The organism is Rathayibacter sp. PhB179 (assembly GCF_004345345.1).
GTDB lineage: Bacteria > Actinomycetota > Actinomycetes > Actinomycetales > Microbacteriaceae > Rathayibacter > Rathayibacter festucae.
This window is the reverse complement of the sequence record NZ_SLVD01000011.1, coordinates 123,281-147,216: the sequence shown is the minus strand read 5'-3', so window position 1 is coordinate 147,216 and position 23,936 is coordinate 123,281. Positions and strand designations below refer to the sequence as shown.

Sequence of the window (23,936 nt, the reverse complement as noted above, 5' to 3'; positions counted from 1 at the left end):
TGGGGAGCAGGCGCCGTTACAGCCGCCGTAGGCCTAGGTGCCTTGGCGGCCGACGTCGCCTTGATGCGCAGACTTGTTCTTCGCGGGCGCGTGAAGGTACTACCCATCACGATCGACCTCGAACAGCGGACGATTCACCTGCCGGCTTCGGACAGGACGCGGGCGCCGGGGGATTACGGCGTGTGGGTGAATGATGGCCGTGGACATGTCCGAGTAGGGGCCGTGATGCACGACGATCACGACTCTGTTGAGCGCCGCATCGAGGCGACGCGGGGAGACGTCGCTGAAGCGACTGAGGGACGGTGGACGGGCCATGCTTTCGCACACGCCTCTTCGCTCGGGCTTGCCTACGAGGACATCGAGGTCCCCACAGAGGTCGGCCAACGACCAGCGTGGCTGTTCCCCGCCGGCGACGGCCGCCGTTGGGCGTTGCACGTGCACGGGATCAAGTCTTCTCGGGCTTCGGCCCTCCGGTCGGTGCCGATCGCTGCTGAACTAGGGATGACGTCACTCGTGCCCTCTTTCTATGGTGACGTGGACGAAGACACCACGCTTGGCACCGGGCCAGAGGGGGCAACTCTCGGACTTAGGGAAGCGCGCGACGTGGAACGCGCCATCGCCTTCGCGGTCGAGAGTGGAGCTGAGGAGCTCGTGCTGTTCGGCTGGTCGATGGGCGGGACGATTGCACTGCTTCTTGCGGAGTCCTCGCAGTACCGGAACCTCATCACGCAGCTCGTGCTCATCGGGCCGGCCGTGGAGTGGGAGGCTTCGATCGAACGCGGAATGGCGGCCGCTCGCCTTCCTGCGTGGGTGGGGCCGCCCTTGTTCCACTCGCTGGAATCGCGATGGCTGAGCAGGCTGGCGAGTATGGCAGAGCCGACGTCGCTCGCGCATCTGAACTGGCTCCGAGGGGACCGCCCGATCAATGTTTCGACCCTGGTCCTGCACTCGGCTGGCGATCGAGATAACGACCTCGCCGAGAGTCTCCAGATGGAGCAGCTGAATTCATCGACGGTGACGGTACGTGAGTTCCCGCCTGTCCCTCACCTGATGGAGTGGAACGTCCACAGGCAGCTTTTCGAGAGCGTCGTGCGCGACCGCCTCAGGTCGTAGAGCCGGAGGCGGGCTTGCCCCGCAGCTTGCGAAGACGTTCCTCTGCGAGGTTACGTAGCGGCGGATTGTCGACGGCGTCGCGCAGCGCGAGTTCGAGCTGCTGTTCCAGCGTCCGCGGCCGCGACGGGTTGGTGTAGTTGTGCCAGGCCAGGTCCAGCTCCCACCCTCGGTAGTGATTGCGTGAGTAGAGGCCGTTCTGTTGACGAGCCACAGCATCTCCAGCTTGAGCGTCGCGGCCGTACTCGACGGTGATGACGCCGTAGTCCTCGAGCTCCTTCAAGACTCGGCCGAGCGATCCGTAGGGGATGCCAGTCTCCCGGGCGATGATCCCGCGCGTAGCACCGGTCACGGTGTCTAGGTAGCGCAACACTTCGGCCCGCGAACGATTCCCGTTCACCAGGATCGCAATCTCGACGTCCACGGGCCTCGGATCCGGGGTTGGCCACTCGACTCTTGGAGACATGCGCCCCATTTTGCTTGGTGGAGGCCCCCCAGCGTCGGTGCGACACCGACGCCTCGCTCGCGCTGCAAGTTCGCTGACGACTGACCGAGCACCGGTGGCTTACTTCCGCTCGATTTTGAGTCGGTAGGAGTGTATTGGTGGTTCGTTAAACGATACAGTAGGCACTTCGGGAATCGAGCGGAGGAGCGCCATGCGCGGTTGCAAGTTGGCCCCATTGGTCATGGGGGTGTGTGGACTGCTGACGGCCGGATGCGCCGCGTCCACGCCGAGTGCTGTGCCCAAGAGACCACTATCTGCGGCATCCTCGATGGCCGCCCCATCGAGCTCGGTCGCTGATACGGCAGCTCCGGGCATCGTCTTTGCAACGCCCGTCGAAGTGCCCACCGATGCTGAGCACATTCGAGAGTCAGGCGTTGAGGAAGACACTCTCGCCATTGCGACTTCGGCGATGACGGCATTCTGCCGGCCGGCATTGGACTACGACATGTGGATCAGTGAGCTGTACCCATCCCTGAGCCAGCGGGCAGCAGTGGCCTACGAGACGGTCGACCCGGCGAACGTGCCCTGCACGAGTCTCTCGGGCGCTGCGACTGTCCATGACGGTGACGGCGCGTTCACGATGCGCATCCTCGTCCCCACCGACGCGGGGGAGTACTCCGTGTACGTCCACCGCACCACGGAGAGCACTCCCTGGGCCGTCGAGCAGATCACCCCTCTCACCTCGGAGTAACGGGATGCAGAAGGGGGGACTGGGGGTGCTTGCAGCGGTCATGGTGCCTATCGTGGCGGCCGCGATGCTGTTGTGGGTGCTGTTCTTCGGCGGCTCCGCTGCCGCGGCATGCCTGCCGGGCGGGGGACCGGTCAACGTGTCCGCTATCCCTGCGGACGCGAAGGTCGGGGCCTACGGGCACGACCAACTCGTGAATGCAGCACTGATCGTGAACGCGGGAGCGGCGAAGGGGCTCGGCGCGGACGGGCAGACACTGGGCGTGCAGACAGCGATCGGGGAGTCATCCCTGGTGAACATCGGCTACGGGGACGGTGCGATCAACCCGGACGGGTCAGTTGCCGACTCGATCGGACTGTTCCAGCAGCAGTCGAGCTGGGGCACCGTCGAGCAGCGAATGGACCCGACAACCTCGGCGGGCTTCTTCTACGACCGCCTCGTCGCGGTCGAGGGTTGGCAGTCGATGGAGCCCTCCATCGCGATCAACAAAGTCCAGCGCAACGCCGACCCGAACCACTACACGAAGTACCGCGCCGACGCCGTGGCGATCATGACCTACCTCAACGGCCTCGGCAGCAGCACGACCGCCCCCGCGACTACCGCTGCACCGGTCGATGTTCCGTCGACGCCGGCCAGCACCGCACCTGCGACTGCTGCGCCGATCGGTGGATGCGTCGCCGTATCTGGCGACGAGCAGGCCCTCGCAGCCGGCCTCGTGACGGCGATGGAAGAGGGGCGCCTGCGACTGCTCGAGGAAAGGTACGCGCAGCAGATCCGCGACATGGCCGCCGGGACCGCCAAGGAGAACTGCGGCATCGACGTGCGGATCCTCCAGATTATCACCATCGCGCTGAACACGTTCGGGAAGGTCGGCGTCTCCGACCTCAACCGCCAGTGCACCGGATCCCTCCTAGGCGCCGGCACCGGCTCTTCGCACTGGATGAACGGCGGCGGGAACGCGGTCGATTTCTTCTCCTTCGACGGCACGGCCACGACCGGCTGCGATGCGAACGCGCTCACGCTCCTCACCGTCCTGGACCCACAGGTTCCGGCGGGCTCGCGTGCCGGGCAGATCCAGTGCCGCTCGACCAGCTACCAGCACATCACCCAGTTCACGGACATCTCGAACCACCTGCACTTCGACGTCGCCTACGCCGACGGCCCCCTTACCACCGGATAGCCGGACCTTTTCGGCGCCCTAACCGGCGGTGCCGAACACCCCGCACCACCACCACACGAAACGGAGAACACCATGTCTGTACTCGCCCTCACCTCCGACCTGATCACAGCCGCTGGCAGCTTCGGGGCCGTCGTCCCCGACCCGGGCCCCGGGGGCATGCCCCCCGGATTCGAGGCCTTCACCACCGTCATGGGCTGGGCCAAGTGGGTCGGCCTCGGCGTCGCCGTCGTCGGCCTGATCATTCTCGGCGTCACCATGACCGTCTCCGCCCGCCGCGGCGAAGGCGGAGAGATCGGCGGCTGGCTCGGCCGACTCCTCGTCGGCGTGATCATCGTGTCCGCCGCGTTCACGATCGTCGGCTTCCTCATGGGCAGCTAGCGCACGAGGACACCGACCGGCATCACCAACGAGAGGCACGACGTCATGAGCGACACGCAGTCCCGCAACCCGTTCACCAGTCGAGGATTCATCTTCGGAGCAATCGTCTTCGGAATCCTCGTCCTGGCCGCGATCCTGCTCGCCGTCACGTCCCTGGACAGTGGTGGCGGGCAGGGCACCGCCGTGCCCGCCACCACTGCAACGCCCACCTCCCAGGCCTCAGAGCTCGACGCCGATGCTGCGAGCATCTGCGGCCTCCCTGGACTCGACGAGAGCGGCAGCCTCGCTGCCGCACCCGACGCGGAGTGGACCATCGTCGGGACCATGGCAGCGCCGTCCTCGGACGATGCAGGGCCTGGCGTCGTCGACGCCGACGGAGTTCGCAGCTGCTACGCGCACACCGTGGAAGGCGCAGCCTTCGCCGTCGCGAACCTCTGGGCGATGGGAACGGACGGCCGTCTGAGCGATCTCGTCACCGAACGCCTCACCGTCCCCGGCCCCGGTCGAGACGCCGCGCTGGCCCGCGAGACCACTCAGAGCAACACCGGCCTGAGCTCCCAGATCGCCGGCGTGAAAGTCCTCGCCTACGACGGCCAGAACGCCACCATCGACATCGCCTTCCAGATCTCCGACGGACGTCTCATCAGCTTCCCCTACGCCCTCAGCTGGTCCGAGGGCGACTGGAGGTTCGTGCTCACCGACGACGGACTTCCCACCTTCCGCCCGGTCGCTCTGCAGAGCCTCGGCGGCTACCTCCCTTGGAGCGGCACCACATGACCCCAGTCCCCGACAAAGAGCCGTGCTCCGTCGTCGACGTTCTCTGCTGGACCGGAGAAGGAATCGGCAACGTCGTCTCGCAGGCGTCGAACGACGCTCTGCAGCAGTTCGTCAACAACATCCTGGAGGGCTTCGGCAAAGCGGTCGTCTCGCTCGGCACCCTCTGGGTGAACGTTCCCTCCCCGGTGACCGTCGTCGACCGGGGAGGCGGCGTTAACGGCGGCGGCACACCGCCCCTGCCTGAGGCGTTCGAGACGATCCTCGGCTACGTGACGTGGGTCACCGCGGGCCTCGCGGTCATGTCGCTGATCATCGCGGGCGTCATGATGAGCACCCGTCGCCGCCACGGCGACGGCGAAGCGCACATGGGACGCATCGGCGTCATCATCTTCGCCGTCTTCCTGCTCTCCTCCGCCTCCGCGCTCGTGACAGGGTTCCTGCCCTTGGCGCTGCACCTGAACGAGTCCTCGAGCACCGTCGGCTGGGTGCAGGGGCAGCTCGAGTGGTACGCCGGCGGGCTCGCGATCCTCTCGATCCTCGTCGCCGCCGGCCGCATGGTGTGGACGCAGCGTGCAGGCGAGTTGCGCACCCTCGCCCGGTCGGTGCTGACGCTGATCGCCGTGGCCGGAGCGGGACTCGTCGTGATCCGTCTCGCCACGCAGGCCGGGGACGCGTTCTCGGTCTGGATCCTCAACAACTCCACCGACTGCGACGTCACCAACGGCGAGAGTAACTGCTTCGGCACCAACGTCTTCGCGATGATCTCTCTCACCGCGACCGCTCCCATCGGCCTGATCGGCCTCTTCCTCCTCGGGATCCTCGCCGTGCTGATGACGTACGTCCAGGTCGCGCTGATGGTGTTCCGCGGCGCGATGCTCGTCGTTCTCGCAGGGATCTTCCCCATCGCCGCCGCCGCGACGAACACCGAGATCGGGCAGCAGTGGTTCAAGAAGACCCTCGCCTGGACTCTCGCCTTCATCCTCTACAAGCCGGCCGCGGCGATCGTCTATGCGATCGCCTTCCGGATGACCGGCACTGATCTGTTCAAGTCGGACGGGACCGGGCTGTTCCAGATCGTCACCGGGCTCGCGCTGATGCTCATCGCGCTCGTCACACTGCCCGCCCTGATGCGCTTCCTCGTCCCCGCTGTCGCCTCGGTGGGCGGCGGTGGTGGCGGTGCAGGCCTCCTGCTCGGTGCGGCCGCGGCCGGTGGAGCGGCGGAGATTGCCAGCGGAGCGATCCGCTCGCGCAGCGGAGGCGACAGCGGCGGGGGCGGAGGAACGCCCGGCGGCGGTGGCTTCGGCTCCGCACCGTCCGGCAGCAGCGCCTCCGCCGGCAGCAAGGGGTCACCCGCTGCGACCCCGGCCGCCTCCGGTGCAGGCGGCGGCGCAACAGCAGGCGGCGGCGCCGCTGGCGGAGCTGCGGCTGGCGGTGGCGCGGCAGCGGGCGGTGCGGCGGCAGGCGGTGGTGCCGCAGCCGCGGCAGGCGGCCCGATCGGTGTCGGTCTTGCGGTGGCTGGGAAGGCCGCCGAGGGTGCGAAGCACGCAGCAGGAGCGGTCAAGGCCGCCACGGACGACGCCACTGGCGGCAACGGAAGCGGGAACTGATGAGCACCACGACTCCCACGCGCAGCGTTGAGGCGCCGCGCACGTACGGCAACTGGCGTCGCCCGCAGACTGCGGGACTCGGCGGCCTCGGACAGCTCGCCACGGGCGTGCTGTTCGTCGGCATCCTCTCCTCGATCATCGCGTCGATGTTCTCCGGCCTCGGGGCCGCGCTCGTCGTCGCCGCGATCTTCGGCGGGATCTTGCTGACGGTTTCAGTGAAGGACAAGCACGGGCAGAGCGCCCTCGGAAGGACGGTGAATCGCGTGAACTGGATGCGGACGAAGGCCAAGGGAGCGAACGTCTACCGTTCCGGTCCCGCGGGTCGGGCGAAGTGGGGCACGTTCCAGCTCCCCGGACTCGCGGCGGCGTCGCAGCTCTCCGAGCACGAAGACTCGCACGGGCGCCGGTTCGCTCTCGTGCACGTCCCCTCCACCAAGCACTACACCGTCGTGATCGCCACCGAGCCGGACGGCGCCGCTCTGGTGGATCAGGAGGAGGTCAACAACCAGGTCGCGGAGTACGGTATCTGGCTCTCCAACCTCGGAGACGAGCCCGGCATCGAAGCCGCCTCCGTCACCGTCGAGACGGCCCCCGACACCGGCACGCGCCTGCGCTCGGAAGTCGAGGGGTCGATGGACCCGGATGCGCCGGAGTTCGCTCGAGCGATGCTCTCGGAGGTCGTGAGCAGCTACCCGGTCGGGTCGGCCACGATCCGCGCCTACGTCGCGATCACCTTCTCCTCCCTGTCTCGCATCGGCGGGAAGCGCCGCAACGCGAAGGAGGTCGCTGCTGACCTCGCCGCCCGCCTGCCTGGCCTGACGACGAGCCTTGCCGCGACAGGGGCCGGCGCTGCACGGCCGCTCGGTGCTCAGGAGCTGTGCGAGGTGATCCGGATCGCCTACGACCCCGCCGCCGCCGTCCTGATCGATGAGGCCCGCGCCTCCGGGGACGTGCCCGAGCTGTCCTGGACGGACGTCGGCCCCGCGGCCGCGGAGTCCCGGTGGGAGTCGTACCGGCACGACGGCGCCGTGTCGACGTCGTGGACGATGACCTCCCCGCCGCGCGGCGTCGTGCAGTCCGGGATCCTCGCGCGCCTGCTCGCTCCGCACCGCGACGTCGCCCGCAAACGCGTCACCCTGCTCTACCGCCCCATCGACCCGGCCCGCGCCGCGGCGATCGTGGAGGCGGACCTGAACGCGGCGCAGTTCAATAGCTCCGCGTCGACCAAGCCCACCGCCCGCTCGACCCTCTCCACACGCTCCGCCCAGGCGACCGCGGCGGAAGAGGCCTCCGGCGCGGGCCTGCTCAACTTCGGCCTGATCGTCACCGCGACGACCACTGACGCCGTGCACGAGGCGGACGCACGCGCGGCGATCGACTCGCTAACCGCTGCGGCGCGTATTCGGGTGCGGCCTGCGTTCGGGTCGCAGGACACCGTTTTCGCCGCCGGTTTGCCGTTGGGACTCGTGCTCCCGCGTCACCTGCGCCTGCCCACCGAAGTGAGGGAGTCCCTGTGAGCCTGATCACCCGCCTGTTCTCCTCGAACAGCGACAACGAGCTCGAACCCGGCGAGGACGCCCTGCCGGACGGAGCGGTCACCGCCGCCCACGGCGGTACGACGGGGGAGGAGCTGACCGGCGACGGCCTGCCCACCGGTGCCGTGTCGTCCTCGGCAGAGCCCGGCACCGACACGACCACACCCTCGCGGCAGACAGAGCGCGGGCGGGGCGAAGCTCCGGCCCTGGTAGCGGCGGTCGCTCAGCGTCCGACGCTCACCAGAGAGCGCATCACCCCGCGCACCCGGCGCCGGGAAGGGAAGAAGGTCGAGATCCCGCACGGCGGGAAGAAGAAGAGCCAGGGTACGGCGCTGCGCCGTCCTCTGCGCCCGAGCATCCGCGGATGGCTCGGCCGCGGCGGCGGTGAAGCCGTCAACGTCACGGCCGCAGACGAGTTCCGCGGGACGACCGTGCAGGTGTGCGGGCTCTACCCGTTCTCGGTCGGGACGGGTACGCCGATGATCGGGGTGCCGCTGGGGAAGAACCTCTCCACCGGCGCCTCCGTCTGCTGCGACCCGATCAGCTGGTTCCAGCGCGCGAACCTCATCAGCAACCCGTCGATGTTCGTGCTCGGCAAGCCCGGCCTGGGGAAGTCCTCGCTGACCCGCCGCATGGCCGCCGGCCTCGCCGGGTACGGCACGATCCCCCTCGTGCTGGGCGACCTCAAGCCGGACTACGTGGATCTGATCGAAGCCCTCGACGGGCAGGTCATCCCTCTCGGCCGTGGCCGCGGCTACCTGAACATCCTCGATCCCGGCGAGGCGTCGGAGGCAGCGCAGCGCCTCCATGACGAGGCAGACCGCTCGCTCGAGCGGGCCGACGAGCTCGCGCACCAGGTCGACGCGCTCGGCGTCTCCGACGACACCGCGGCGATGATCGCGGAGGTCGGCCGGCTGCGCAAGCACGCCGCGAAGGTGCAGCGCCTCGCGCACCAGGTCCTCGCGGACGCCCACGGCCGCCGGCACACGATGGTCGCCGCGCTGCTGACGATCCTCCGGTCGCAGCCGCCGAGTGACCGTGAAGAGACGATCATCGACCGGGCGCTGAAGTACCTGGACGAGCACCACCAGGGCGTCCCGGTTCTCGCGGACCTCCTGCGCGTCATCCAGGAGGCGCCGGACGAGGTTCGTCAGGTCGCTTTGGACCGCGGGAACATCGAGAAGTACAAGGACGTCACCGAGAACCTCGAAGCGTCGCTCATCGGCCTCACCACCGGTGGACGCCTGGGCGAGGTGTTCTCGAAGCAGACGACCACGCCGATGCGCCGGGACCGGCCCGTCGTCTACGACGTGTCCTCGATCGACGACTCCGAAGGCGACCTGCAAGCCGCGATCCTCCTCGCCTGTTGGTCGGCCGGCTTCGGCACCGTGAACGTCGCGGCCGCCCTCGCGGACGCGGAGCTCGAACCGCAACGGCACTACTTCGTCATCCTGGACGAGCTGTGGCGGGCGCTGCGCGCGGGCAAGGGCATGGTCGATCGCGTCGACGCGCTCACCCGCCTCAACCGCGCCCGTGGCGTGGGCCTAGCGATGATCAGCCACACCATGTCCGACCTCCTCGCACTGGCCTCCTCGGAGGATCAGATGAAGGCGAAGGGCTTCGTGGAACGCTCCGGCATGGTCATCTGCGGCGGCCTCCCCGGCGCGGAAATGCCGCTGCTGACCTCGGCCGTGCCGATGTCGATCGCGGAACAGGGGATGCTCACCTCCTGGCAGGACCCGCCCGCCTGGGACCCCGTGTCCGGGCACGAGTCCGAGCCTCCCGGCCGCGGCCGCTTCCTGATCAAGGTCGGCGGACGTCCCGGTATCCCGGTGCGCGTCGAGTTGACCGCAGCAGAGAAGGAGGTCAACGACACCAACAAGCTTTGGCACGCGACCTCCCGCGCCGGCCGCGCAGCGGAGCCACTGCCCACCGATCCCGTGAACGTCGAGATCCTGCCGTGAGCGTCCTCGTCGCTCTCGGCGCGAGCTGCGTCGCGGCCGGCGCCGGCGGGGCCGCGATCATCAGCGCGCTCCGCGCCCGCCAGCGGACGGCGGACCGCGACCGGTTCCTGCTCACCCTCTGCTGGACCGGCGTCGGGCTCCTGGCTGGCTTCGTCGCCTGGGACCAGTGGGACCGGGTGATCGCGTGAGCTGCCCATCGACGGTCGCGTTCGAGGGCTACCGCTGGACCTGCCAGCGATCTGCTCCGGGGGAGCACGGCTTCCACACGACGGATCTTCCCGTCTCCTTCGTGGAGCGGGGCCTCGCGGTCCTCTCCTGGGGGACCTCGCACCAAGCACCCGCCGACGACTGCACCCCGCGGTGGGTTGGCCCGATCTACACGGAGGAGTCCGCATGAGCGCCACCGCCAACAACCGCCGCCGCGAGCCTGGCAAGGCCAATAACGACGCCCTGATGCTCGGCGCAGCCCTCGCGGCGATCGCTGCGATCGGCATCGTCTGGGTGGCCGTCGCGGTCGGTTCCAAGCTCGACGGCGTGAACGAGGGCTTGCCCTCGGACCCGTTTGAAATCATCTCGGGCCTGTTCCGCGGCCGAGTGGTGTGGTCGACGTCCGCAACGATGATCGCCGCGGCCGCCGTCGCCGTCATCGTCCTCGTGGGCCTCTGGCTCGTGTGGATGCGCTCGCTCGGACGCAAGAACCGCTCGAGCGTCGACCACGCCGCCCGATACATGGCAACGCCGCGCGATCTGGCGCCGATGATGCGCAAGGAGGCGTTGAAGAAGTCCGCCCGCCTCGGTGTCGCTGAGAACCCTGGCGTCCCGGTGGGTCGGCTGCACCTGGGGAAGCAGATGCTCTACGCCTCGTTCGAGGACATGATGCTGCTGATCGCCGGCCCTCGCGTGGGCAAGTCGACCTCGCTCGTCATCCCCGCGATCATGGCCGCCCCGGGCGCCGTGGTCACGACGTCGAACAAGCGCGACGTGCTCGACGCAACCAGGGACGTCCGCGCCGCCAAGGGCCACGTGTGGGTCTTCGACCCGCAGCGCGTCGCGTTCGAAGACGCGACCTGGTGGTGGAACCCCCTCTCCTACGTCACCGACGACACCAAGGCCGCCAAGCTCGCCACGCACTTCGCCTCCGGCACCCGGGCGATGAACGCGAAGACCGACGCCTACTTCGACGGCAAAGGCCAAGAGCTGCTGTCCGACCTGCTGCTCGCGGCCGCGGCCGGCAACCGGCCGATCAGCGACGTGCTGCTCTGGCTGACCTCCGTCGAGGACGAAACCCCCGTCGAGCTCCTACACGACAACGGCTACCCGACCAACGCGCGAGCAGTCCGCGGCATCATGAACACCGCCGACAAGGCCCGCGACGGGATCTACTCGACCGCGCAGGGCATGGCCGTGTGCTTGAAGAGCGCCGCGACCGCCGACTGGGTGAACGCCCGCCCGAACGACACCCGCCCGCAGTTCGTCCCCGAGACGTTCGTCACGTCGACCCAGACGCTGTACTCCCTGTCCAAAGAAGGCGCCGGCACCGCCGGACCCCTCGTCACCGCCCTGACCGCCGCGACCATCGAGGCCGCAGAGGAACACGCCGCACGCTCCCGCGGAGGCCGGCTCGCGACGCCGCTCGTCGCCGTTCTCGATGAGGCCGCGAACGTCTGCCGGTGGAAGGACCTCCCCGACCTGTACTCGCACTACGGCTCGCGCGGGATCCCGATCATGGCCGTGTTCCAGTCCTGGTCGCAGGGCGTCGGCGTCTTCGGCAAGGAAGGCATGCTCAAGCTCTGGTCCGCCGCGAACGTGAAGCTGTACGCCGGCGGAGTCGCAGAGGACGAGTTCCTGCGCACCCTCTCCGAGCTGATCGGCACCTACGACAAGGAGACCACCTCCGCCAGCTACAACAAGGGCGTCCGCTCCACCACCTCGGCACTGCGCCGAGAGAAGATCCTCGAAGTCGCGGACCTCACCAGCATGGGCCGCGGCCGCGCGATCATGCTCTCCTCCGGCGCCCGCGCCGCCCTGATCGACACGGTGCCCTGGTACAACGGGCCGAAGGAGCAGGTCGCCGCGATCAACGCCTCCATCGCCGCGCACGACGCCAGCAGCGGACCCGCGAACCCCGCACCAGTCTCGCTCCTCGTGACGGCGATGCCGCCGCGAGAGGCGCAGCGGTCGACGGACGTCGATGCGGCGCTCCGGGGCGAGTGATGAGCGACGAGGACGTGTTCGACGTCGACGCAGATCCTTTCTCGCCGGCCGCCCCACCCGTCAGACTGCGCACCGCAGAAGCAGAGGAACCACACGAGGAGGAGGTGCCGCCGACGTACTTCGGTTCAGCCGACGAGTGGGTCCGGAAGTTCCTCCTGCCCTCCTACCGGCGCCGCGTCACGGCCAAGGGCCAGAGCGCCGGCGACCGGTGGGCGGCCGAGTGGTGGAGCAGCGTCGAGGCGCTGACCCGCATCGAAGCTCTCTGGCGGATGTGGGAAGAGATCCGGACCAGTGCCGGGTCTCTGAGCGCGTACTGGATCAACCACCTCGACCCCCACATGCGAGTCCTACTCTCGCCCAGCGGCCCGTTCGCGACGTCGACAGACGAGAACCGGGCTGGCGAAATACTTCCTTACACCGCACCGCCAGCAGGAATGTTCCCGTCAGATTTGCAAGCCTGAGCCCTCGGCGACCGAGATCGCCTTGATGCTGTCCGTGTCAGGAATCTGCTCGGCGCCCACCTCTCCGATCTCGACGGTCTGCGCGGGCCATCGGTCCGTCCTGGCGTGCGGACACCTGCTGGATGACCTTCAGAGCCAGCCGCATGAACTCGCGGGTGGCCGGGGAGATGGAGGCGTTCCGGCGGGTGACGAAGGCGTAGTGCTCGACGATCGGCGGCTCCAGCAGGGCCCAGTGCAGTCCGCGTGACTGGATGAGCGACCGGCCGACGAAATAAGAGACGAGCGAGTCCCCGACTCCCTGGGCAGCGAGCTCGAGCGCGTGCGTCTGGAACTCGACCTCGATCATCGGATCGAGGGTCACTCCGGCCTGCTGCGCGTGCGCGAGAAGGGAGACGCGCAGGGGGTCGTCCTTCGACCAGCGCGCCTCCGAGAGGATCAGCGGCCGGTCGGCGAGCTCGTGGATGCCGACCGGTCTGCTGGTGCGTCCGGGATCGACGGAGACGTAGACGACGGAGTCGGTGAAGACCGGCGGCGTGAGGTCGAGTTCACGGTCGTCGACCGGCAGCTGCACGATCCCGGCCTCCAGCTCGCCCGAGCGGACGGCGTCGGCGACCTCGGCTGAGTTCAGGCCGACGACGCGGATGCGCACGGAGGGGTGCAACTCGTGGAACTCGCGGATCAGATCAGTCAGCAGGTAGAGGTGGGCGCTGTTGAAGGTGCCGAAGGAGACCGTGCCCTCCTCCAGGGCCTGGACGCCGCGGCCGGACTCCACGAAACGCTCGGCCTCGGCCAGCACGCGCTCGGCGAGAGGCAGCAGCTGCTTCCCCGAGTCGGTCAGGAGCAGCTTCCGCGAGGTGCGGGTGAAGAGGACGACGTCGAGCGTGCGCTCGAGGGTGGCGATCTGCTCGGAGAGACTCGGCTGGGCGATGTGACGAGCGTTCGCTGCGGCGGCGAAGGTGCCCAGGCGCGCGGCGCAGACGAAGTAGTCGAGCTGTCGCAGCGTCGGCATGGAGGGCATCGCGGAACGGCCTTTCTCTAGTTTTCTCCTTGAGTGGCCCCATCGTATTCAGCATTGCCCTAGGTCGATGCCGCTGGTCTGCTGGTCCTGCACCGCGACGGGTCGTCCAGACCGGCCGCACGAGGACGAGGAGCCCGCCGAGAATGAGCACCAGCAGAGATCGCGTCGCCGTCGTCACGGGCGCGGGAAGCGGCATGGGCCGCAGCACCGCCGACGTCTTCCTCCGCGAGGGCTGGACGGTCGTCGCCCTCGACGTCGCGCCGATCGACGAGGACGTCGACGGCCCGGGCCGGCTGATCTTCGCCGTCGCCGACGTCCGCTCGCGCGACGCCGTCCGAGCGGCCCTGCAGGAGGCGCTCCCGGGCGGTGAGCGGATCGACGCCGTCGCGAACATCGCCGGGATCTACCCGCCGTCCACGCTCGCCGACTTCTCGGAGGAGACCTACCGGCGCATCTTCGACATCAACGTCCTCGGCGTCCTCAACGTGATCGCCGAGTCGGTCCCCCGGATGGCCGCGAACGCGTCGGTCGTCAACTTCGCCTCCGTCGACGCCTTCACCGTGTCGCCGGGGCAGCTGCTCTACGGGGCGTCGAAGGCGGCCGTGGTCATGCTGACCAAGGAGCTCGCCCTCGAACTCGCTCCCTCCGGCATCCGCGTCAACGGGATCGCCCCGGGCTGGGTCGCCACCCCGGGCAACGCGGCCACCGGTCGGATGGAGGCGGCCGCCTCCTCGATCCCGCTCGGTCGTGTCGCCCAGCCGGAGGAGATCGCGGAGTGGGTGTGGCTGCTCTCGCAGGGCGATCACGCGGCGTTCCTGACGGGGGAGACGCTCGTGCTCTCCGGCGGAGACGTGATGCGCTGATGACGATCGTGATCACCGGCGCCGCCCGCGGGCAGGGCGCGGCGCATGCCCGCCACCTCGCCGGGCTCGGCCGCCGCGTCGTCCTGACGGACGTCCTCGACGAGGCGGGTGACGCCACCGCCGGCTCGATCCGGGACCAGGGCGGCGACGCGATCTACCGCCACCTCGACGTGTCGGACGAGAGCGCCTGGGCAGCCCTGGCGGCCGAGCTGGGCCCGGTCGCCGGACTGGTGAACAACGCGGGGGTCCTCCGCCACTCCGCTCTCGGCGAGACCACCCTCGCGAGCTGGGAGCTCCACCACCGGATCAACACGACCGGCCCGTTCCTCGGCATCAAGCACCTCGCGCCGCTGATGGGCTCCGGCGGATCGATCGTCACCGTCTCGTCCACCGCCGCTCTCGCGGGCTCGGCCGGCTACGGCGCGTACAGCTCCTCGAAGGCCGCCCTCCTCGGGCTCACCCGCGTCGCGGCGGCCGAGTACGCGCCGCTCGTCCGGGTCAACGCGATCTGCCCGGGCGGGGTCGCCACCCCGATGAACGACGACGAGCCGGCCGGCGGCAGCAGCAGCTCCGCCCCGCTCGGCCGCCGCGCGCACGCCGACGAGATCTCACCGCTCATCGCCTTCCTCCTCTCCGACGCGGCGTCCTTCGTCACGGGCGCCGTCTGGCCCATCGACGGCGGACTCACCGCGGTCTGACCGCACCGCCCTTCCCGCGACCTCCGCCTGCACGTCCCGCCTGCACGTCCACCCCACCGCACCCGACAGCACCAAGAAACGGACCCGACCATGCTCCGCTCGAATCTGACCCGCCGCCTCGCCGCCACCACCGCGCTCGCCGGCGCGGCCGCTCTCGCCCTGGTGGGCTGCTCCGCGTCCACCGCCGCCACCACCGTCGCCGACGACTGCACTCCCGCCGACTCCGGACTCACCACCCACACGCCCGGGACCCTCACCGTCGGCGTCCCGGAGAACCCGCCGTACACCCAGACCTCCGGCAGCAGCGCCTCCGGCCTCGAGATCGAGATCGTCGAGAAGCTCGCCGCGGCCGAGTGCCTCGACCTCGCCTACGTCCCGATCACCTACGCCAACGGCATTCCGATGATCAGCGAGCAGAAGAAGACCGACATGATCACCGGCGGCTGGTACGTCACCGAAGCCCGCGCCGAGCAGGTCGGCTTCACCAGCCCGACCTACTACGACTCCATGGCGATCATCTCGAAGGACGGCATCGACACCGTCGAGGGCCTGGAGGGGATCGGCGCTGTCGGCAGCGGCGCCGGGTTCTCCTGGGAGGCGGACATGAGCGCGATCCTCGGCAGCAGCTTCTCCAACTACCCCGGCACCGTCGAGATGAAGCAGGACCTGCAGAGCGGACGGATCCAGGCCGCCCTCGACGGCTACGGCGTCGCGAAGTACGCCTACAAGGACACCGACTTCCAGGTCGAGGTGGCCCAGCCCGACGACCGGGTCGCGATCACCACCAGCGCGCCCGTCGCGGCGTTCCCGATCGCCAAGGAGAACACCGCGCTCTCCGACGCGTTCAGCGCGCTGATCGACCAGTACCGCGAGGACGGCACGCTCGCCGGCTTCCTGGCGGACTACGACCTCGACGAGTCCCTCCTCATCCCGGCGGACGTCGCCGCGACCTCCCTCCGCTAGACCCCTCGGGCGCTGGGTCGTCCCAGCGCCCCACCCGCTCCCACCCGACCCGAGGAGTCCCCATGGACGTCCCCCTGCTCACCAGGCCGAACGACCTGCCGCTCGCCGGTGTCCGGCTCACCGGCATCTCGAAGAGCTTCGGCCAGCACCTCGTGCTCGACGACATCTCGATGACCGTCGCGCCCGGCAGCGTGACCGCGCTGATCGGGCCCTCGGGCTCGGGCAAGAGCACGCTGCTGCGCTGCGTCAACCTGCTCGAGATCCCCGACGCTGGCACGATCGCGGTCGGCTCCAAGTCGGTCGAGGCGGGCGGCAAGGTCTCCGAGCGCGACCTGCTCGCGCTGCGCCGCCAGGTCGGCATGGTGTTCCAGTCGTTCAACCTCTTCCCGCACTTCACCGTGCTGCGCAACATCGCCTTCCCGCAGGAGAAGATCCTCGGCCGCAGCCGCGAGGAGGCGGAGGCGCGCGCGCTGACCCTCCTCGAGCGTGTGGGGCTGAAGGACAAGGCGCACCAGCACCCCGGCAAGTGCTCGGGAGGGCAGCAGCAGCGGATCGCGATCGTGCGCGCGCTCGCGCTCGATCCGAAGGCGATGCTCTTCGACGAGCCGACCAGCGCACTCGACCCGGAGGTCGGCGTCGAGGTGCTGGCGGTGATGCGCGAGCTCGCCGACACCGGGATGACGATGATCGTCGTCACCCACGAGATGCAGTTCGCGCGCGACGTGGGCGACCACCTCGTCGTGATGGCCGAGGGCCGCATCATCGAGGAGGGCGCTCCGGAGGCCGTGATGGCCGACCCGCGGGAGGAGCGCACCCGCCGCTTCCTCAGCGCCGTGCTGGACCGCTGATGGAGCTGCTCCTCGCCGTGCTGGCCGGGCTGCCGCTGACGCTCCTGGTCACCGCCGCGGCGTTCGCGATCGGCCTCCTCCTGGGCGTGCCGATCATGCTCGGCCTGCGGTCGCGGATCGTGCCGCTGCGGCTCGCCACCCGGCTGCTGGTCGACCTGATCCGGGGCGTGCCGACCATCGTCTGGCTCTTCCTGCTCTACTTCGGCGTCTCGCTCGGCACGCTGCGCTTCGACTCGCTCAGCGCCGCGATCGTCGGACTCGGGATCATCTCGGCCGCCTACCTGGCCGAGATCTATCGCGGTGCGTTCCAGACCCTGCCCAGAGGTCAGGGGGAGGCCGCGCAAGCGCTCGGCCTCGGACGCGGCACGACCTTCGTGCGCGTGCTCGCTCCCCAGGCGATCCGCACGGCCCTCCCGTCCCTCACCTCCTACCTGCTCGCGCTGGTGAAGGACTCGTCGATCGCCTCCACGATCGGGGTCGCCGAGGTCGTCTTCGCCGCGACGACCGTCGCCCGCCAGAACCCCGACACCGCGGGACTCTCCCCGTTCTTCCTCGCTGCCGCCGTCTATCTCGCCGTCAGCATCCCGCTCGCGATCCTCGCCCGCCGGCTCGACACGCGCCTCAGGAGGTCGTACTGATGGATCTCGCCGTCCACCTCCCGAGGCTGCTCGACGGCCTCGTCGTCAGCCTGCAGCTGACCGCGCTCTCCGTCGTCGGCGGGTACCTCGTCGGACTCCTCTTCGCCCTCGGCGCGGCCTCGCTGCGGCCGTGGCTGCGCTGGCCCACGATCGTCCTGATCGAGATCGGCAGGGGCATCCCCGCCCTGGTCGTCCTCTACATCGCCTACTACGGGCTGCCCTCGATCGGCGTCCTGCTCGAGAGCTTCACCGCAGCGGCCTGCGCACTCACCTTCACCGTCGCCGCGTACTCGTCCGAGACCATCCGGGCGGGCCTGCAGTCCGTCCCCCTCTCGCAGCGGGAGGCGTCCGCCGCGCTCGGGCTGAGCGCGATGACCACCTTCACCCGCGTGGTGCTGCCGCAGGGCATGCGCTCCGCCGTGCCGGCGCTGATGGGGCTGGCGATCCAGTCCTTCCAGGGCACGTCCCTCGCGTACTCGATCTCGGTGAACGAGCTGATGAGCCAGTCCTACCAGGTGTCGAACACCACCTTCGAGTACCTCGGCACCTACGCCCTCACCGGCCTGATCTACGTGGCGATCGCCGTTCCGGCGACCTGGCTGTCGATGCTCGTCGAGCGCCGGCTCGCTCGCGGCCACGCCTGATCCACTCCTCCGACCCTCCTTCGAAAGGAACTCCTCCATGTCCCGCTACTGCGTGATCGGCGCCGGCGCCGCCGGCCTCTCGGCCCTCCAGAAGCTCCGCGCCGCCGGCTACGACGTCGACTGCTACGAGAAGACCGACCGCGTCGGCGGTCACTGGAACACCGACTACGACGCCCTGCATCTGATCACCTCCCGCGACATGACGCACTTCGAAGACTTCCCGATGCCGGCCGACTACCCGCACTTCCCCCGCCGCGACCAGGTCCGCGCCTACCTCGAGTCGTACGCCGAAGCCCACGGCCTCGGCGACGTCATCCGCTTCGAGACCCCGGTCGCGTCCGTCCGGCCGATCGAGACGGAGGGGCCGCTCGGTTCCGCGGGCTGGACCGTGACCCTCGAGAACGGCGAGGTGCACTCGTACGACGGGGTCCTGGTCGCGAACGGCCACCTGTGGGATCAGAAGATCCCGGCCGTGCCCGGCGTCTTCACCGGCACCCAGATCCACTCCGGGTCGTACCGCAACACGGGCGACATCTCCGGCGACCGTGTGCTCGTGGTCGGCGCCGGCAACTCCGGCTGCGACCTCGCCGTCGACGCGGCCCAGCACCGCTACGACGTCGACATCGTCATCCGTCAGGGCACTTACTTCCAGCCCAAGAGCTACTTCGGAGTGCCCCGCCAGGAGGTCGCCTGGATGGCGGGCTTCGCGCCCGAGGAGCAGGACCTGATCTCGAGGCTGCTCGCCCGCGTCAGCCTGGGGGAGTGGGACGCCTACCCCGGCCTGCCCCAGCCGAAGGCCAAGACCCTCGCCGAGGGCCGGACGGTGGTGAACAGCCTGCTCCTCTACTGGCTCCAGCACGGCAGGGTCCGAGTCGTCCCGGGCATCACCCGCTTCGACGGCGGCACCGTGCACTTCAGCGACGGCACCTCCCGCGAGTACGACACGATCCTCTGGGCGACCGGGTTCCACGCGAGCCTGCCGTTCCTCGACGAGAGCCTCATCGCTCGTCGTGGAGGAACACCGCTGCGCTACGGCGGCGGCGTCGTCCCCGTCGGACTCGAGAAGCTCTACTACATCGGCCTCGCCGCTCCGCGCGGCCCGCAGATCCCGGTGTACGGGGAGCAGACGAAGCTCGCGCTGCGCATGATCGAGCTGCACGAGCAGGCCGGCCCCCGGGGTGCCGGTCTCGAGGAGTACCTGGCGGAGCTCCAGGAGGCAGACGACCGCATCGACATCGTCCGAGCGGTCTGGAACGAGCAGATGGCCGACACCGCGCGCCTGCTCGGAGCGTTCGGCCTGGCGCGGGCCGCGCAGCCCGAAGCCGAGGTGCTGGAGAGCTCGGTCACCTGAGCGGGCGGGACGCGGCGGAGCGGCCGCGTGGCGGGGGGGGGCGGCGGGGGCGGCGGGCGGTACCGGCCCCCGCCGTGCCAGGTCTATGACGTGTAATCTTCTTACACAACACTCATGCTCGGAGCGGCCACGAGCCGCCCCGACGACTCAGGAGACGAACCCGTGCAGAACCCCCCGACCTTCCCGAGCACGACGGCCGTCGTCGTCGTCGACATGCAGAACGACACCGTCCACGCGGAGGGAGCGTTCGCCTCGTCGGGCGCCGCCGCGCACGCCGCCTCTCAGGACGTCGTCGCTCACGTCGCCGAGATCCTCGCCGCCGCCCGCACTGCGGGGACCGTCGTGCTCCACAACCGGATCGTGGTGTACCCGGCGGCGGTCGGCGGCGAGAACGCACCGATCTTCCGCATGCTCGGTCCCGAGTCCTTCGCGGTCGGCTCCTGGGGAGCGGCCATCGTCGACGAGCTCGCACCGGTCGGGCAGGAGATCGTCCTCGACCGCATCCGCATGAGCGCGTTCCACGGCACCCCGCTGGACGTGATGCTGCGCAACCTCGGCATCACCCACCTGATCGTCGTGGGGGCGTGGACGAACATGGCTGTCGAGCACACGGTGCGGGACGCCGCGGACCACGGCTACGACGTGACGATCGTCTCGGACGCGACGTCCAGCCTCAGCCCGGAGTGGCAGGACGCGGCCCTGAACTTCGCTCTCACCAACATCGCCACCGTCACCGACACGGCGAGCGTCGTGGCGGCACTGCGCTCCTGACCAGCGCACACGAGGGGCCGCTCCGATGGAGGGCCCCTCTTGGTGTGGGCGTCGTCGCGCCCTCGTCGTCCGCGCGATGACGGAACTCGCACCTCTCGATCAACCGCTATCCATTACATGGCACGTACTTCGGTGCTACCTTCATGCCATGGCATCGATCTCTGACGACTTCAAGGCGCTCGTGCGCTTCGAGACCCAGGTGTGGAACGAGGTCGAGCGGCGTCTCCGACTTGTCGAGGGCGCGGTCTCGCTCGGTCGCCACCGCATTCTCGAGCTGGCCGCCTCCGAGGGATCGACGCGCGTCCAGGACATCTCCGACGAGCTGCTCATCACGGTCGGAGCCGCCAGTCGGCTGACCGACCGGCTCGAGTCCGATGGACTCGTCGCACGGGCGCCGCACCCGACTGATCGCCGAGGGTCATTGGTCGTGATCACGGAGACCGGCCGCGCCGCGCTGCAGGTGACGGCACCGGCAATCGACTCCGCACTCGAGAGCGTCCTCGGGGTGGGCGGGGTCGCCGCCCTCGCCGTCGTCGCCGGACTCCTGGCGACCACCGCTGCAACCGCGGAGGCGACGCGATGACCGCCACTATGCGCGCCGTCGTGCTCGAGCGGTTCGGCGGGCCCGAGGTCCTCCAGGTGCGAGAGGTGCCGATCCCCGTGGCTGTAGCGGGCCAGGTGCTGATCCGCGTCGAGGCGTTCGGCCTGAACCGCTCCGAGCTGCACTTCCGCCGCGGCATGGGCTCGTTCGGCTCGATCCCGCGCGTCCCGGGGATCGAGGCGGCCGGCACCGTGGTCGACGCTCCCGGAGGTGAGTTCGCTCCGGGGCAGCAGGTCGCCGCGCTCATGGGCGGGATGGGGCGCACCGTCGACGGCGGCTACGCCGAGTACACCCTCGTCCCCGCTAGCAGCGTCGTTCCCTTCACCAGCACTCTCGACTGGGCGACGCTCGGCGCGATCCCGGAGATGCTGCAGACCGCCTACGGCTCCCTCACCACCGGCATCGATGCACGGCCCGGCGACACGATCCTGATCCGCGGTGGAACCTCCTCGATCGGGCTGGCCCTCGCTGTCCTGGCCAAGCAGCGCGGCATGACCGTCTACTCGACCACCCGCTCCGCCGCGAAGACCGCCGTGCTCGAGAGCGTCGGGGTGGACCGCGTCTTCCTCGACACCGGTGAGATCGCCGACGCCGTGCGGGCCGCGTCCCCCGGCGGCGTCGACGGCGCCGTGGAGCTCGTCGGCACGAACACCCTCCGCGACACCCTGCGGGCGACCCGCGTGCACGGAACCGTCTCCTTCACCGGGATGCTCTCGGACGTCTGGACCGTGCCGGACTGGTACCCGATGGACTTCATCCCCAACGGCGTCCGGCTCACCGCCTACTCCGGCGAGGCGAGCGATCTGCCGGCGTCGGCACTGCAGGAGTTCGTCGACGCGCTGCAGACGGGCTCGGCGTCCGTGCCGATCGGCGCGGTCTACTCCCTCGAGGACATCGCCGAGGCGCACCGCGACATGGAGTCGGGCGCCGTCACCGGGAAGCTCGTCGTCACGACGCGCTGACCCGCCCGCCACCCGCCACCACGGAGGACCCGCCATGCGCCGACCCGCTCGTCTCATCACTCTCGCCGCCGCCGCAACGGCGTCACTGCTCGCTCTCAGTGGCTGCGGCTCCAGCGCCGATCCGCTCGCCGATCCGAGCGCCGCCGTTTCCGCGGGCGACACGCTCGTCATCGGATCGCAGGACTACTACTCGAACGAGATCATCGCCGAGATCTACGCCCAAGCCCTCGAAGCCGCCGACTACACCGTCGACCGCCAGTTCCGGATCGGGCAGCGCGAGGTCTACGTCGCCGAGATCGAGGACGGGTCGATCGACCTCTTCCCCGAGTACACGGGCCCGCTCCTCACCTACTGGGACCCGGAGACCACCGCGCGGCTCGAGGACGAGGTCTACCCGGCTCTCGCGGCGGTGACCCCCGACGGCCTCCGCGTGCTCGACGCGTCCAGCGCGACCGATCAGGACACCTACGTCGTGACGCGGGCGTTCTCCGAGGAGTACGGCATCACCTCCGTCGCTGACCTCGCCTCCGCGCCCGCTCCCGTCACCCTCGGCGGGCCCGCCGAGGGGGAGATCCGTCCAATCGGCCCGAGCGGTCTCCAGGAGACCTACGGGGTGGACGTGGAGTACACGGTCATCGAGGACGGCGGCGGACCTGTCACCGTCCAGGCTCTCCAGGACGGTGTGATCGACCTCGCCGTGCTCTATACCGCCTCGCCGATCGTCGCCGGCGACGACCTCGTCCAGCTCGCCGACCCCGCCGGCCTCCTGCTCTCCTCCCACGTCGTCCCGGTCGCCAGCGACAAGGTCGATGCGGACGCCGCGTCGATCATCGACGCGATCAGCGCCGCGCTCACCCCTGAGGGACTCCTCGATCTGAACTCGCGAAGCGTCGACGAGCAGGTGCCGGCCGCGACCATCGCTCGCGACTGGCTCGCGCAGACCTCGATCGAGTAGAAGCCCGGTTCACCCCCCTCGCGGGACGGACGCGAGCATCTTCCCGGTCGGGTCCAGCCCGGTCAGGAGCGCTGCGGAGATCTCCGTCAGCCGGTCCCTCTGCTCGGGAGTCAGTGCGTCGAGGACCGTTCTCCGCACGTTCTCCACGTGCCCGGGAGCCGTCGCAACGACCTTCCGCCAGCCCTCGTCCGTCAGGGCGACGTTGGTCGCGCGCCGGTCTTCCGGGCACGGGTAGCGGCGCACGAGGCCGCGCTCCTCGAGTCTGCTGATCACCTTCGACAACCGGGGGAGGGTCGCGTTCGTCCGAGCGGCCAGCGCTGAAGCGCGCAGAACGCGGTCGGGCGCTTCGGACAACATGGCCAGGGCGAAGTAGTCGAAGTGGGTCAGTCCGGCGTCCTGAGTCAGCTGCGAGTCGAGCGCAGCGGGAAGCAGTTCGAGGACCGCGGAGAACGTCACCCACATCGCTCGTTCCTCGTCGGTCAGCCATCGCGGTGAGGTCATGTCTTGATCCTACCCAAAGGTTGCACCTACAACATCTTTGTCGTAGATTGGTTGTACCAGCAACCAATGACCCTCGCGGTCGAGAAGGAGCAGCACATGAGCACCGTCACCATCTTCGGAACCGGGAACATGGGAACCGCCATCGCCGGCGTCGTCACCGCCGCAGGCGCGTCCGTCCAGCACGTCGGCTCCGCCGACGACGCCACGATCACCGGCGACATCGTCGTCCTCGCCGTGCCGTACCCGGCCCTCGCCTCGATCGCCGAGAAGTACGCCGACCAGCTCGAGGGCCGAACCGTCGTCGACATCACCAACCCGCTCGACTTCGAGACCTTCGACTCCCTCGTCGTTCCCGCCGGGAGCTCCGCCGCGGCCGAGCTCGCGCAGGCCCTGCCCGCCTCGAAGGTGCTCAAGGCGTTCAACACCACCTTCGCCGGAACTCTGGCCGCCACGAAGGTCGGCCCCGTGGACACCACGGTGCTCGTCGCCGGTGACGACGCCGACGCCAAGGCCGCCCTGATCGACCTCGTCACCGCGGGTGGCGTGCGGGCGATCGACGCCGGCGCGCTCTCGCGCGCGCACGAGCTCGAGGCGCTCGGCTTCCTCCAGCTCACCCTCGCCGCCGGCGAGAAGATCAGCTGGACCGGCGGCTTCGGCGTCGTCTCCTGACCCGTCGTCCCACAGTCCAACACCCCCGCTGACTG

General features: G+C 69.5%; 26 protein-coding genes. 23 read left to right on the top strand and 3 right to left on the bottom strand.

Annotation, left to right across the window (positions count from 1 at the left end; translation table 11 throughout):
• Nucleotides 1-42 precede the first annotated feature (42 nt).
• The gene (locus tag EDF43_RS19390; protein WP_132438091.1) at nt 43-1,113 is read left to right on the top strand and encodes an alpha/beta fold hydrolase; all 1,071 of its coding nucleotides are present in this window, start codon (nt 43-45) and stop codon (nt 1,111-1,113) included.
• On the opposite strand, the gene EDF43_RS19385 is transcribed toward EDF43_RS19390, so the two are convergent.
• Complete coding sequence (locus EDF43_RS19385) at nt 1,103-1,534, bottom strand: helix-turn-helix transcriptional regulator (RefSeq protein ID WP_132438092.1); 432 nt, start codon at nt 1,532-1,534, stop codon at nt 1,103-1,105. The genes EDF43_RS19390 and EDF43_RS19385 overlap by 11 nt on opposite strands.
• A 349-nt stretch (nt 1,535-1,883) precedes the next feature.
• Here EDF43_RS19385 and EDF43_RS19380 point away from each other — a divergent pair, with 349 nt between their 5' ends.
• The 10 genes from EDF43_RS19380 to EDF43_RS19330 all read left to right on the top strand — a co-directional run bounded on the left by EDF43_RS19380 (nt 1,884) and on the right by EDF43_RS19330 (nt 12,419).
• Nucleotides 1,884-2,306 (top strand): hypothetical protein, encoded by a 423-nt coding sequence (locus tag EDF43_RS19380; protein WP_165909190.1) that lies wholly within the window; start codon nt 1,884-1,886, stop codon nt 2,304-2,306.
• A gap of 4 nt (nt 2,307-2,310) precedes the next feature.
• Complete coding sequence (locus tag EDF43_RS19375) at nt 2,311-3,483, top strand: hypothetical protein (protein ID WP_132438094.1); 1,173 nt, start codon at nt 2,311-2,313, stop codon at nt 3,481-3,483.
• 72 nt (nt 3,484-3,555) lie between these two features.
• Nucleotides 3,556-3,861: a hypothetical protein gene (locus tag EDF43_RS19370; RefSeq protein WP_056045694.1), complete on the top strand. Its 306-nt coding sequence runs from the start codon at nt 3,556-3,558 to the stop codon at nt 3,859-3,861.
• Between the two features lie 45 nt (nt 3,862-3,906).
• Entirely contained in the window at nt 3,907-4,638 is a 732-nt protein-coding gene (locus EDF43_RS19365) for a hypothetical protein (protein ID WP_132438095.1), read from the top strand.
• A complete protein-coding gene (locus EDF43_RS19360) occupies nt 4,635-6,245 on the top strand; it encodes a hypothetical protein (protein WP_132438096.1) in 1,611 nt (536 codons plus the stop codon). Before EDF43_RS19365 ends, EDF43_RS19360 begins: the two co-directional genes overlap by 4 nt.
• Nucleotides 6,245-7,762, top strand: a complete 1,518-nt coding sequence (locus tag EDF43_RS19355) for an SCO6880 family protein (protein WP_207901869.1) — start codon at nt 6,245-6,247, stop codon at nt 7,760-7,762. The genes EDF43_RS19360 and EDF43_RS19355 overlap by 1 nt, the downstream gene beginning before the upstream one ends.
• Nucleotides 7,763-8,136: 374 nt before the next feature.
• The gene (locus EDF43_RS22205) at nt 8,137-9,744 is read left to right on the top strand and encodes an ATP/GTP-binding protein (protein WP_207901880.1); all 1,608 of its coding nucleotides are present in this window, start codon (nt 8,137-8,139) and stop codon (nt 9,742-9,744) included.
• Complete coding sequence (locus tag EDF43_RS19340) at nt 9,741-9,932, top strand: hypothetical protein (protein ID WP_132438097.1); 192 nt, start codon at nt 9,741-9,743, stop codon at nt 9,930-9,932. Before EDF43_RS22205 ends, EDF43_RS19340 begins: the two co-directional genes overlap by 4 nt.
• Nucleotides 9,933-10,137: 205 nt before the next feature.
• Nucleotides 10,138-11,958 carry a TraM recognition domain-containing protein gene (locus EDF43_RS19335; protein WP_132438098.1) on the top strand — a complete coding sequence of 607 codons (1,821 nt, stop codon included), beginning with the start codon at nt 10,138-10,140 and terminating at the stop codon, nt 11,956-11,958.
• Complete coding sequence (locus EDF43_RS19330) at nt 11,958-12,419, top strand: DUF4913 domain-containing protein (RefSeq protein WP_132438099.1); 462 nt, start codon at nt 11,958-11,960, stop codon at nt 12,417-12,419. The genes EDF43_RS19335 and EDF43_RS19330 overlap by 1 nt, the downstream gene beginning before the upstream one ends.
• Nucleotides 12,420-12,456: 37 nt before the next feature.
• Here EDF43_RS19330 and EDF43_RS19325 read toward each other — a convergent pair whose 3' ends face one another.
• Complete coding sequence (locus tag EDF43_RS19325; protein WP_207901867.1) at nt 12,457-13,428, bottom strand: LysR family transcriptional regulator; 972 nt, start codon at nt 13,426-13,428, stop codon at nt 12,457-12,459.
• A 152-nt stretch (nt 13,429-13,580) separates the two neighbouring features.
• On the opposite strand from EDF43_RS19325, the gene EDF43_RS19320 reads away from it, so the two are divergent.
• The 11 genes from EDF43_RS19320 (at nt 13,581) to EDF43_RS19270 (ending at nt 22,731) form a co-directional block, all read left to right on the top strand.
• Nucleotides 13,581-14,300 carry an SDR family oxidoreductase gene (locus tag EDF43_RS19320; protein ID WP_132438101.1) on the top strand — a complete coding sequence of 240 codons (720 nt, stop codon included), beginning with the start codon at nt 13,581-13,583 and terminating at the stop codon, nt 14,298-14,300.
• Nucleotides 14,300-14,998, top strand: a complete 699-nt coding sequence (locus EDF43_RS19315) for an SDR family oxidoreductase (RefSeq protein WP_132438102.1) — start codon at nt 14,300-14,302, stop codon at nt 14,996-14,998. Before EDF43_RS19320 ends, EDF43_RS19315 begins: the two co-directional genes overlap by 1 nt.
• A gap of 90 nt (nt 14,999-15,088) precedes the next feature.
• Entirely contained in the window at nt 15,089-15,961 is an 873-nt protein-coding gene (locus EDF43_RS19310; RefSeq protein WP_132438103.1) for a transporter substrate-binding domain-containing protein, read from the top strand.
• 62 nt (nt 15,962-16,023) lie between these two features.
• Nucleotides 16,024-16,809, top strand: a complete 786-nt coding sequence (locus EDF43_RS19305; RefSeq protein ID WP_132438104.1) for an amino acid ABC transporter ATP-binding protein — start codon at nt 16,024-16,026, stop codon at nt 16,807-16,809.
• Complete coding sequence (locus tag EDF43_RS19300; protein WP_132438105.1) at nt 16,809-17,447, top strand: amino acid ABC transporter permease; 639 nt, start codon at nt 16,809-16,811, stop codon at nt 17,445-17,447. The genes EDF43_RS19305 and EDF43_RS19300 overlap by 1 nt, the downstream gene beginning before the upstream one ends.
• Complete coding sequence (locus tag EDF43_RS19295; RefSeq protein WP_132438106.1) at nt 17,447-18,091, top strand: amino acid ABC transporter permease; 645 nt, start codon at nt 17,447-17,449, stop codon at nt 18,089-18,091. The genes EDF43_RS19300 and EDF43_RS19295 overlap by 1 nt, the downstream gene beginning before the upstream one ends.
• A gap of 37 nt (nt 18,092-18,128) precedes the next feature.
• The gene (locus EDF43_RS19290) at nt 18,129-19,442 is read left to right on the top strand and encodes an NAD(P)-binding domain-containing protein (protein ID WP_132438107.1); all 1,314 of its coding nucleotides are present in this window, start codon (nt 18,129-18,131) and stop codon (nt 19,440-19,442) included.
• A gap of 162 nt (nt 19,443-19,604) precedes the next feature.
• Nucleotides 19,605-20,213 (top strand): cysteine hydrolase, encoded by a 609-nt coding sequence (locus EDF43_RS19285; protein ID WP_207901865.1) that lies wholly within the window; start codon nt 19,605-19,607, stop codon nt 20,211-20,213.
• 148 nt (nt 20,214-20,361) lie between these two features.
• Nucleotides 20,362-20,796, top strand: coding sequence for a MarR family transcriptional regulator (locus EDF43_RS19280; protein WP_165909191.1), 435 nt, complete (start codon nt 20,362-20,364; stop codon nt 20,794-20,796).
• Nucleotides 20,793-21,776, top strand: coding sequence for a zinc-binding alcohol dehydrogenase family protein (locus EDF43_RS19275; protein WP_132438110.1), 984 nt, complete (start codon nt 20,793-20,795; stop codon nt 21,774-21,776). The genes EDF43_RS19280 and EDF43_RS19275 overlap by 4 nt, the downstream gene beginning before the upstream one ends.
• 34 nt (nt 21,777-21,810) lie before the next feature.
• Nucleotides 21,811-22,731, top strand: a complete 921-nt coding sequence (locus EDF43_RS19270; RefSeq protein WP_132438111.1) for an ABC transporter substrate-binding protein — start codon at nt 21,811-21,813, stop codon at nt 22,729-22,731.
• Between the two features lie 9 nt (nt 22,732-22,740).
• Here EDF43_RS19270 and EDF43_RS19265 read toward each other — a convergent pair whose 3' ends face one another.
• Nucleotides 22,741-23,232: a MarR family transcriptional regulator gene (locus EDF43_RS19265; protein WP_132438112.1), complete on the bottom strand. Its 492-nt coding sequence runs from the start codon at nt 23,230-23,232 to the stop codon at nt 22,741-22,743.
• Between the two features lie 96 nt (nt 23,233-23,328).
• Between EDF43_RS19265 and EDF43_RS19260 the strand changes: the two genes are divergently transcribed.
• Nucleotides 23,329-23,901 carry an NADPH-dependent F420 reductase gene (locus EDF43_RS19260; RefSeq protein WP_132438113.1) on the top strand — a complete coding sequence of 191 codons (573 nt, stop codon included), beginning with the start codon at nt 23,329-23,331 and terminating at the stop codon, nt 23,899-23,901.
• Nucleotides 23,902-23,936: the final 35 nt, after the last annotated feature.

Excerpts from the sequence above, each read along its gene's own strand:
- EDF43_RS19275 (WP_132438110.1), top strand. The coding sequence starts at position 20,793 with ATGACCGCCACTATGCGCGCCGTCGTGCTCGAGCGGTTCGGCGGGCCC.
- EDF43_RS19380 (WP_165909190.1), top strand. The coding sequence starts at position 1,884 with ATGGCCGCCCCATCGAGCTCGGTCGCTGATACGGCAGCTCCGGGCATC.
- EDF43_RS19270 (WP_132438111.1), top strand. The coding sequence starts at position 21,811 with ATGCGCCGACCCGCTCGTCTCATCACTCTCGCCGCCGCCGCAACGGCG.
- EDF43_RS19335 (WP_132438098.1), top strand. The coding sequence starts at position 10,138 with ATGAGCGCCACCGCCAACAACCGCCGCCGCGAGCCTGGCAAGGCCAAT.
- EDF43_RS19280 (WP_165909191.1), top strand. The coding sequence starts at position 20,362 with ATGGCATCGATCTCTGACGACTTCAAGGCGCTCGTGCGCTTCGAGACC.
- EDF43_RS19365 (WP_132438095.1), top strand. The coding sequence starts at position 3,907 with ATGAGCGACACGCAGTCCCGCAACCCGTTCACCAGTCGAGGATTCATC.
- EDF43_RS19315 (WP_132438102.1), top strand. The coding sequence starts at position 14,300 with ATGACGATCGTGATCACCGGCGCCGCCCGCGGGCAGGGCGCGGCGCAT.
- EDF43_RS19265 (WP_132438112.1), bottom strand. The coding sequence starts at position 23,232 with ATGACCTCACCGCGATGGCTGACCGACGAGGAACGAGCGATGTGGGTG.
- EDF43_RS19330 (WP_132438099.1), top strand. The coding sequence starts at position 11,958 with ATGAGCGACGAGGACGTGTTCGACGTCGACGCAGATCCTTTCTCGCCG.
- EDF43_RS19360 (WP_132438096.1), top strand. The coding sequence starts at position 4,635 with ATGACCCCAGTCCCCGACAAAGAGCCGTGCTCCGTCGTCGACGTTCTC.
- EDF43_RS19305 (WP_132438104.1), top strand. The coding sequence starts at position 16,024 with ATGGACGTCCCCCTGCTCACCAGGCCGAACGACCTGCCGCTCGCCGGT.
- EDF43_RS19355 (WP_207901869.1), top strand. The coding sequence starts at position 6,245 with ATGAGCACCACGACTCCCACGCGCAGCGTTGAGGCGCCGCGCACGTAC.
- EDF43_RS19290 (WP_132438107.1), top strand. The coding sequence starts at position 18,129 with ATGTCCCGCTACTGCGTGATCGGCGCCGGCGCCGCCGGCCTCTCGGCC.
- EDF43_RS19375 (WP_132438094.1), top strand. The coding sequence starts at position 2,311 with ATGCAGAAGGGGGGACTGGGGGTGCTTGCAGCGGTCATGGTGCCTATC.
- EDF43_RS19325 (WP_207901867.1), bottom strand. The coding sequence starts at position 13,428 with ATGCCGACGCTGCGACAGCTCGACTACTTCGTCTGCGCCGCGCGCCTG.
- EDF43_RS19300 (WP_132438105.1), top strand. The coding sequence starts at position 16,809 with ATGGAGCTGCTCCTCGCCGTGCTGGCCGGGCTGCCGCTGACGCTCCTG.
- EDF43_RS19260 (WP_132438113.1), top strand. The coding sequence starts at position 23,329 with ATGAGCACCGTCACCATCTTCGGAACCGGGAACATGGGAACCGCCATC.
- EDF43_RS19310 (WP_132438103.1), top strand. The coding sequence starts at position 15,089 with ATGCTCCGCTCGAATCTGACCCGCCGCCTCGCCGCCACCACCGCGCTC.
- EDF43_RS19295 (WP_132438106.1), top strand. The coding sequence starts at position 17,447 with ATGGATCTCGCCGTCCACCTCCCGAGGCTGCTCGACGGCCTCGTCGTC.
- EDF43_RS19320 (WP_132438101.1), top strand. The coding sequence starts at position 13,581 with ATGAGCACCAGCAGAGATCGCGTCGCCGTCGTCACGGGCGCGGGAAGC.
- EDF43_RS19370 (WP_056045694.1), top strand. The coding sequence starts at position 3,556 with ATGTCTGTACTCGCCCTCACCTCCGACCTGATCACAGCCGCTGGCAGC.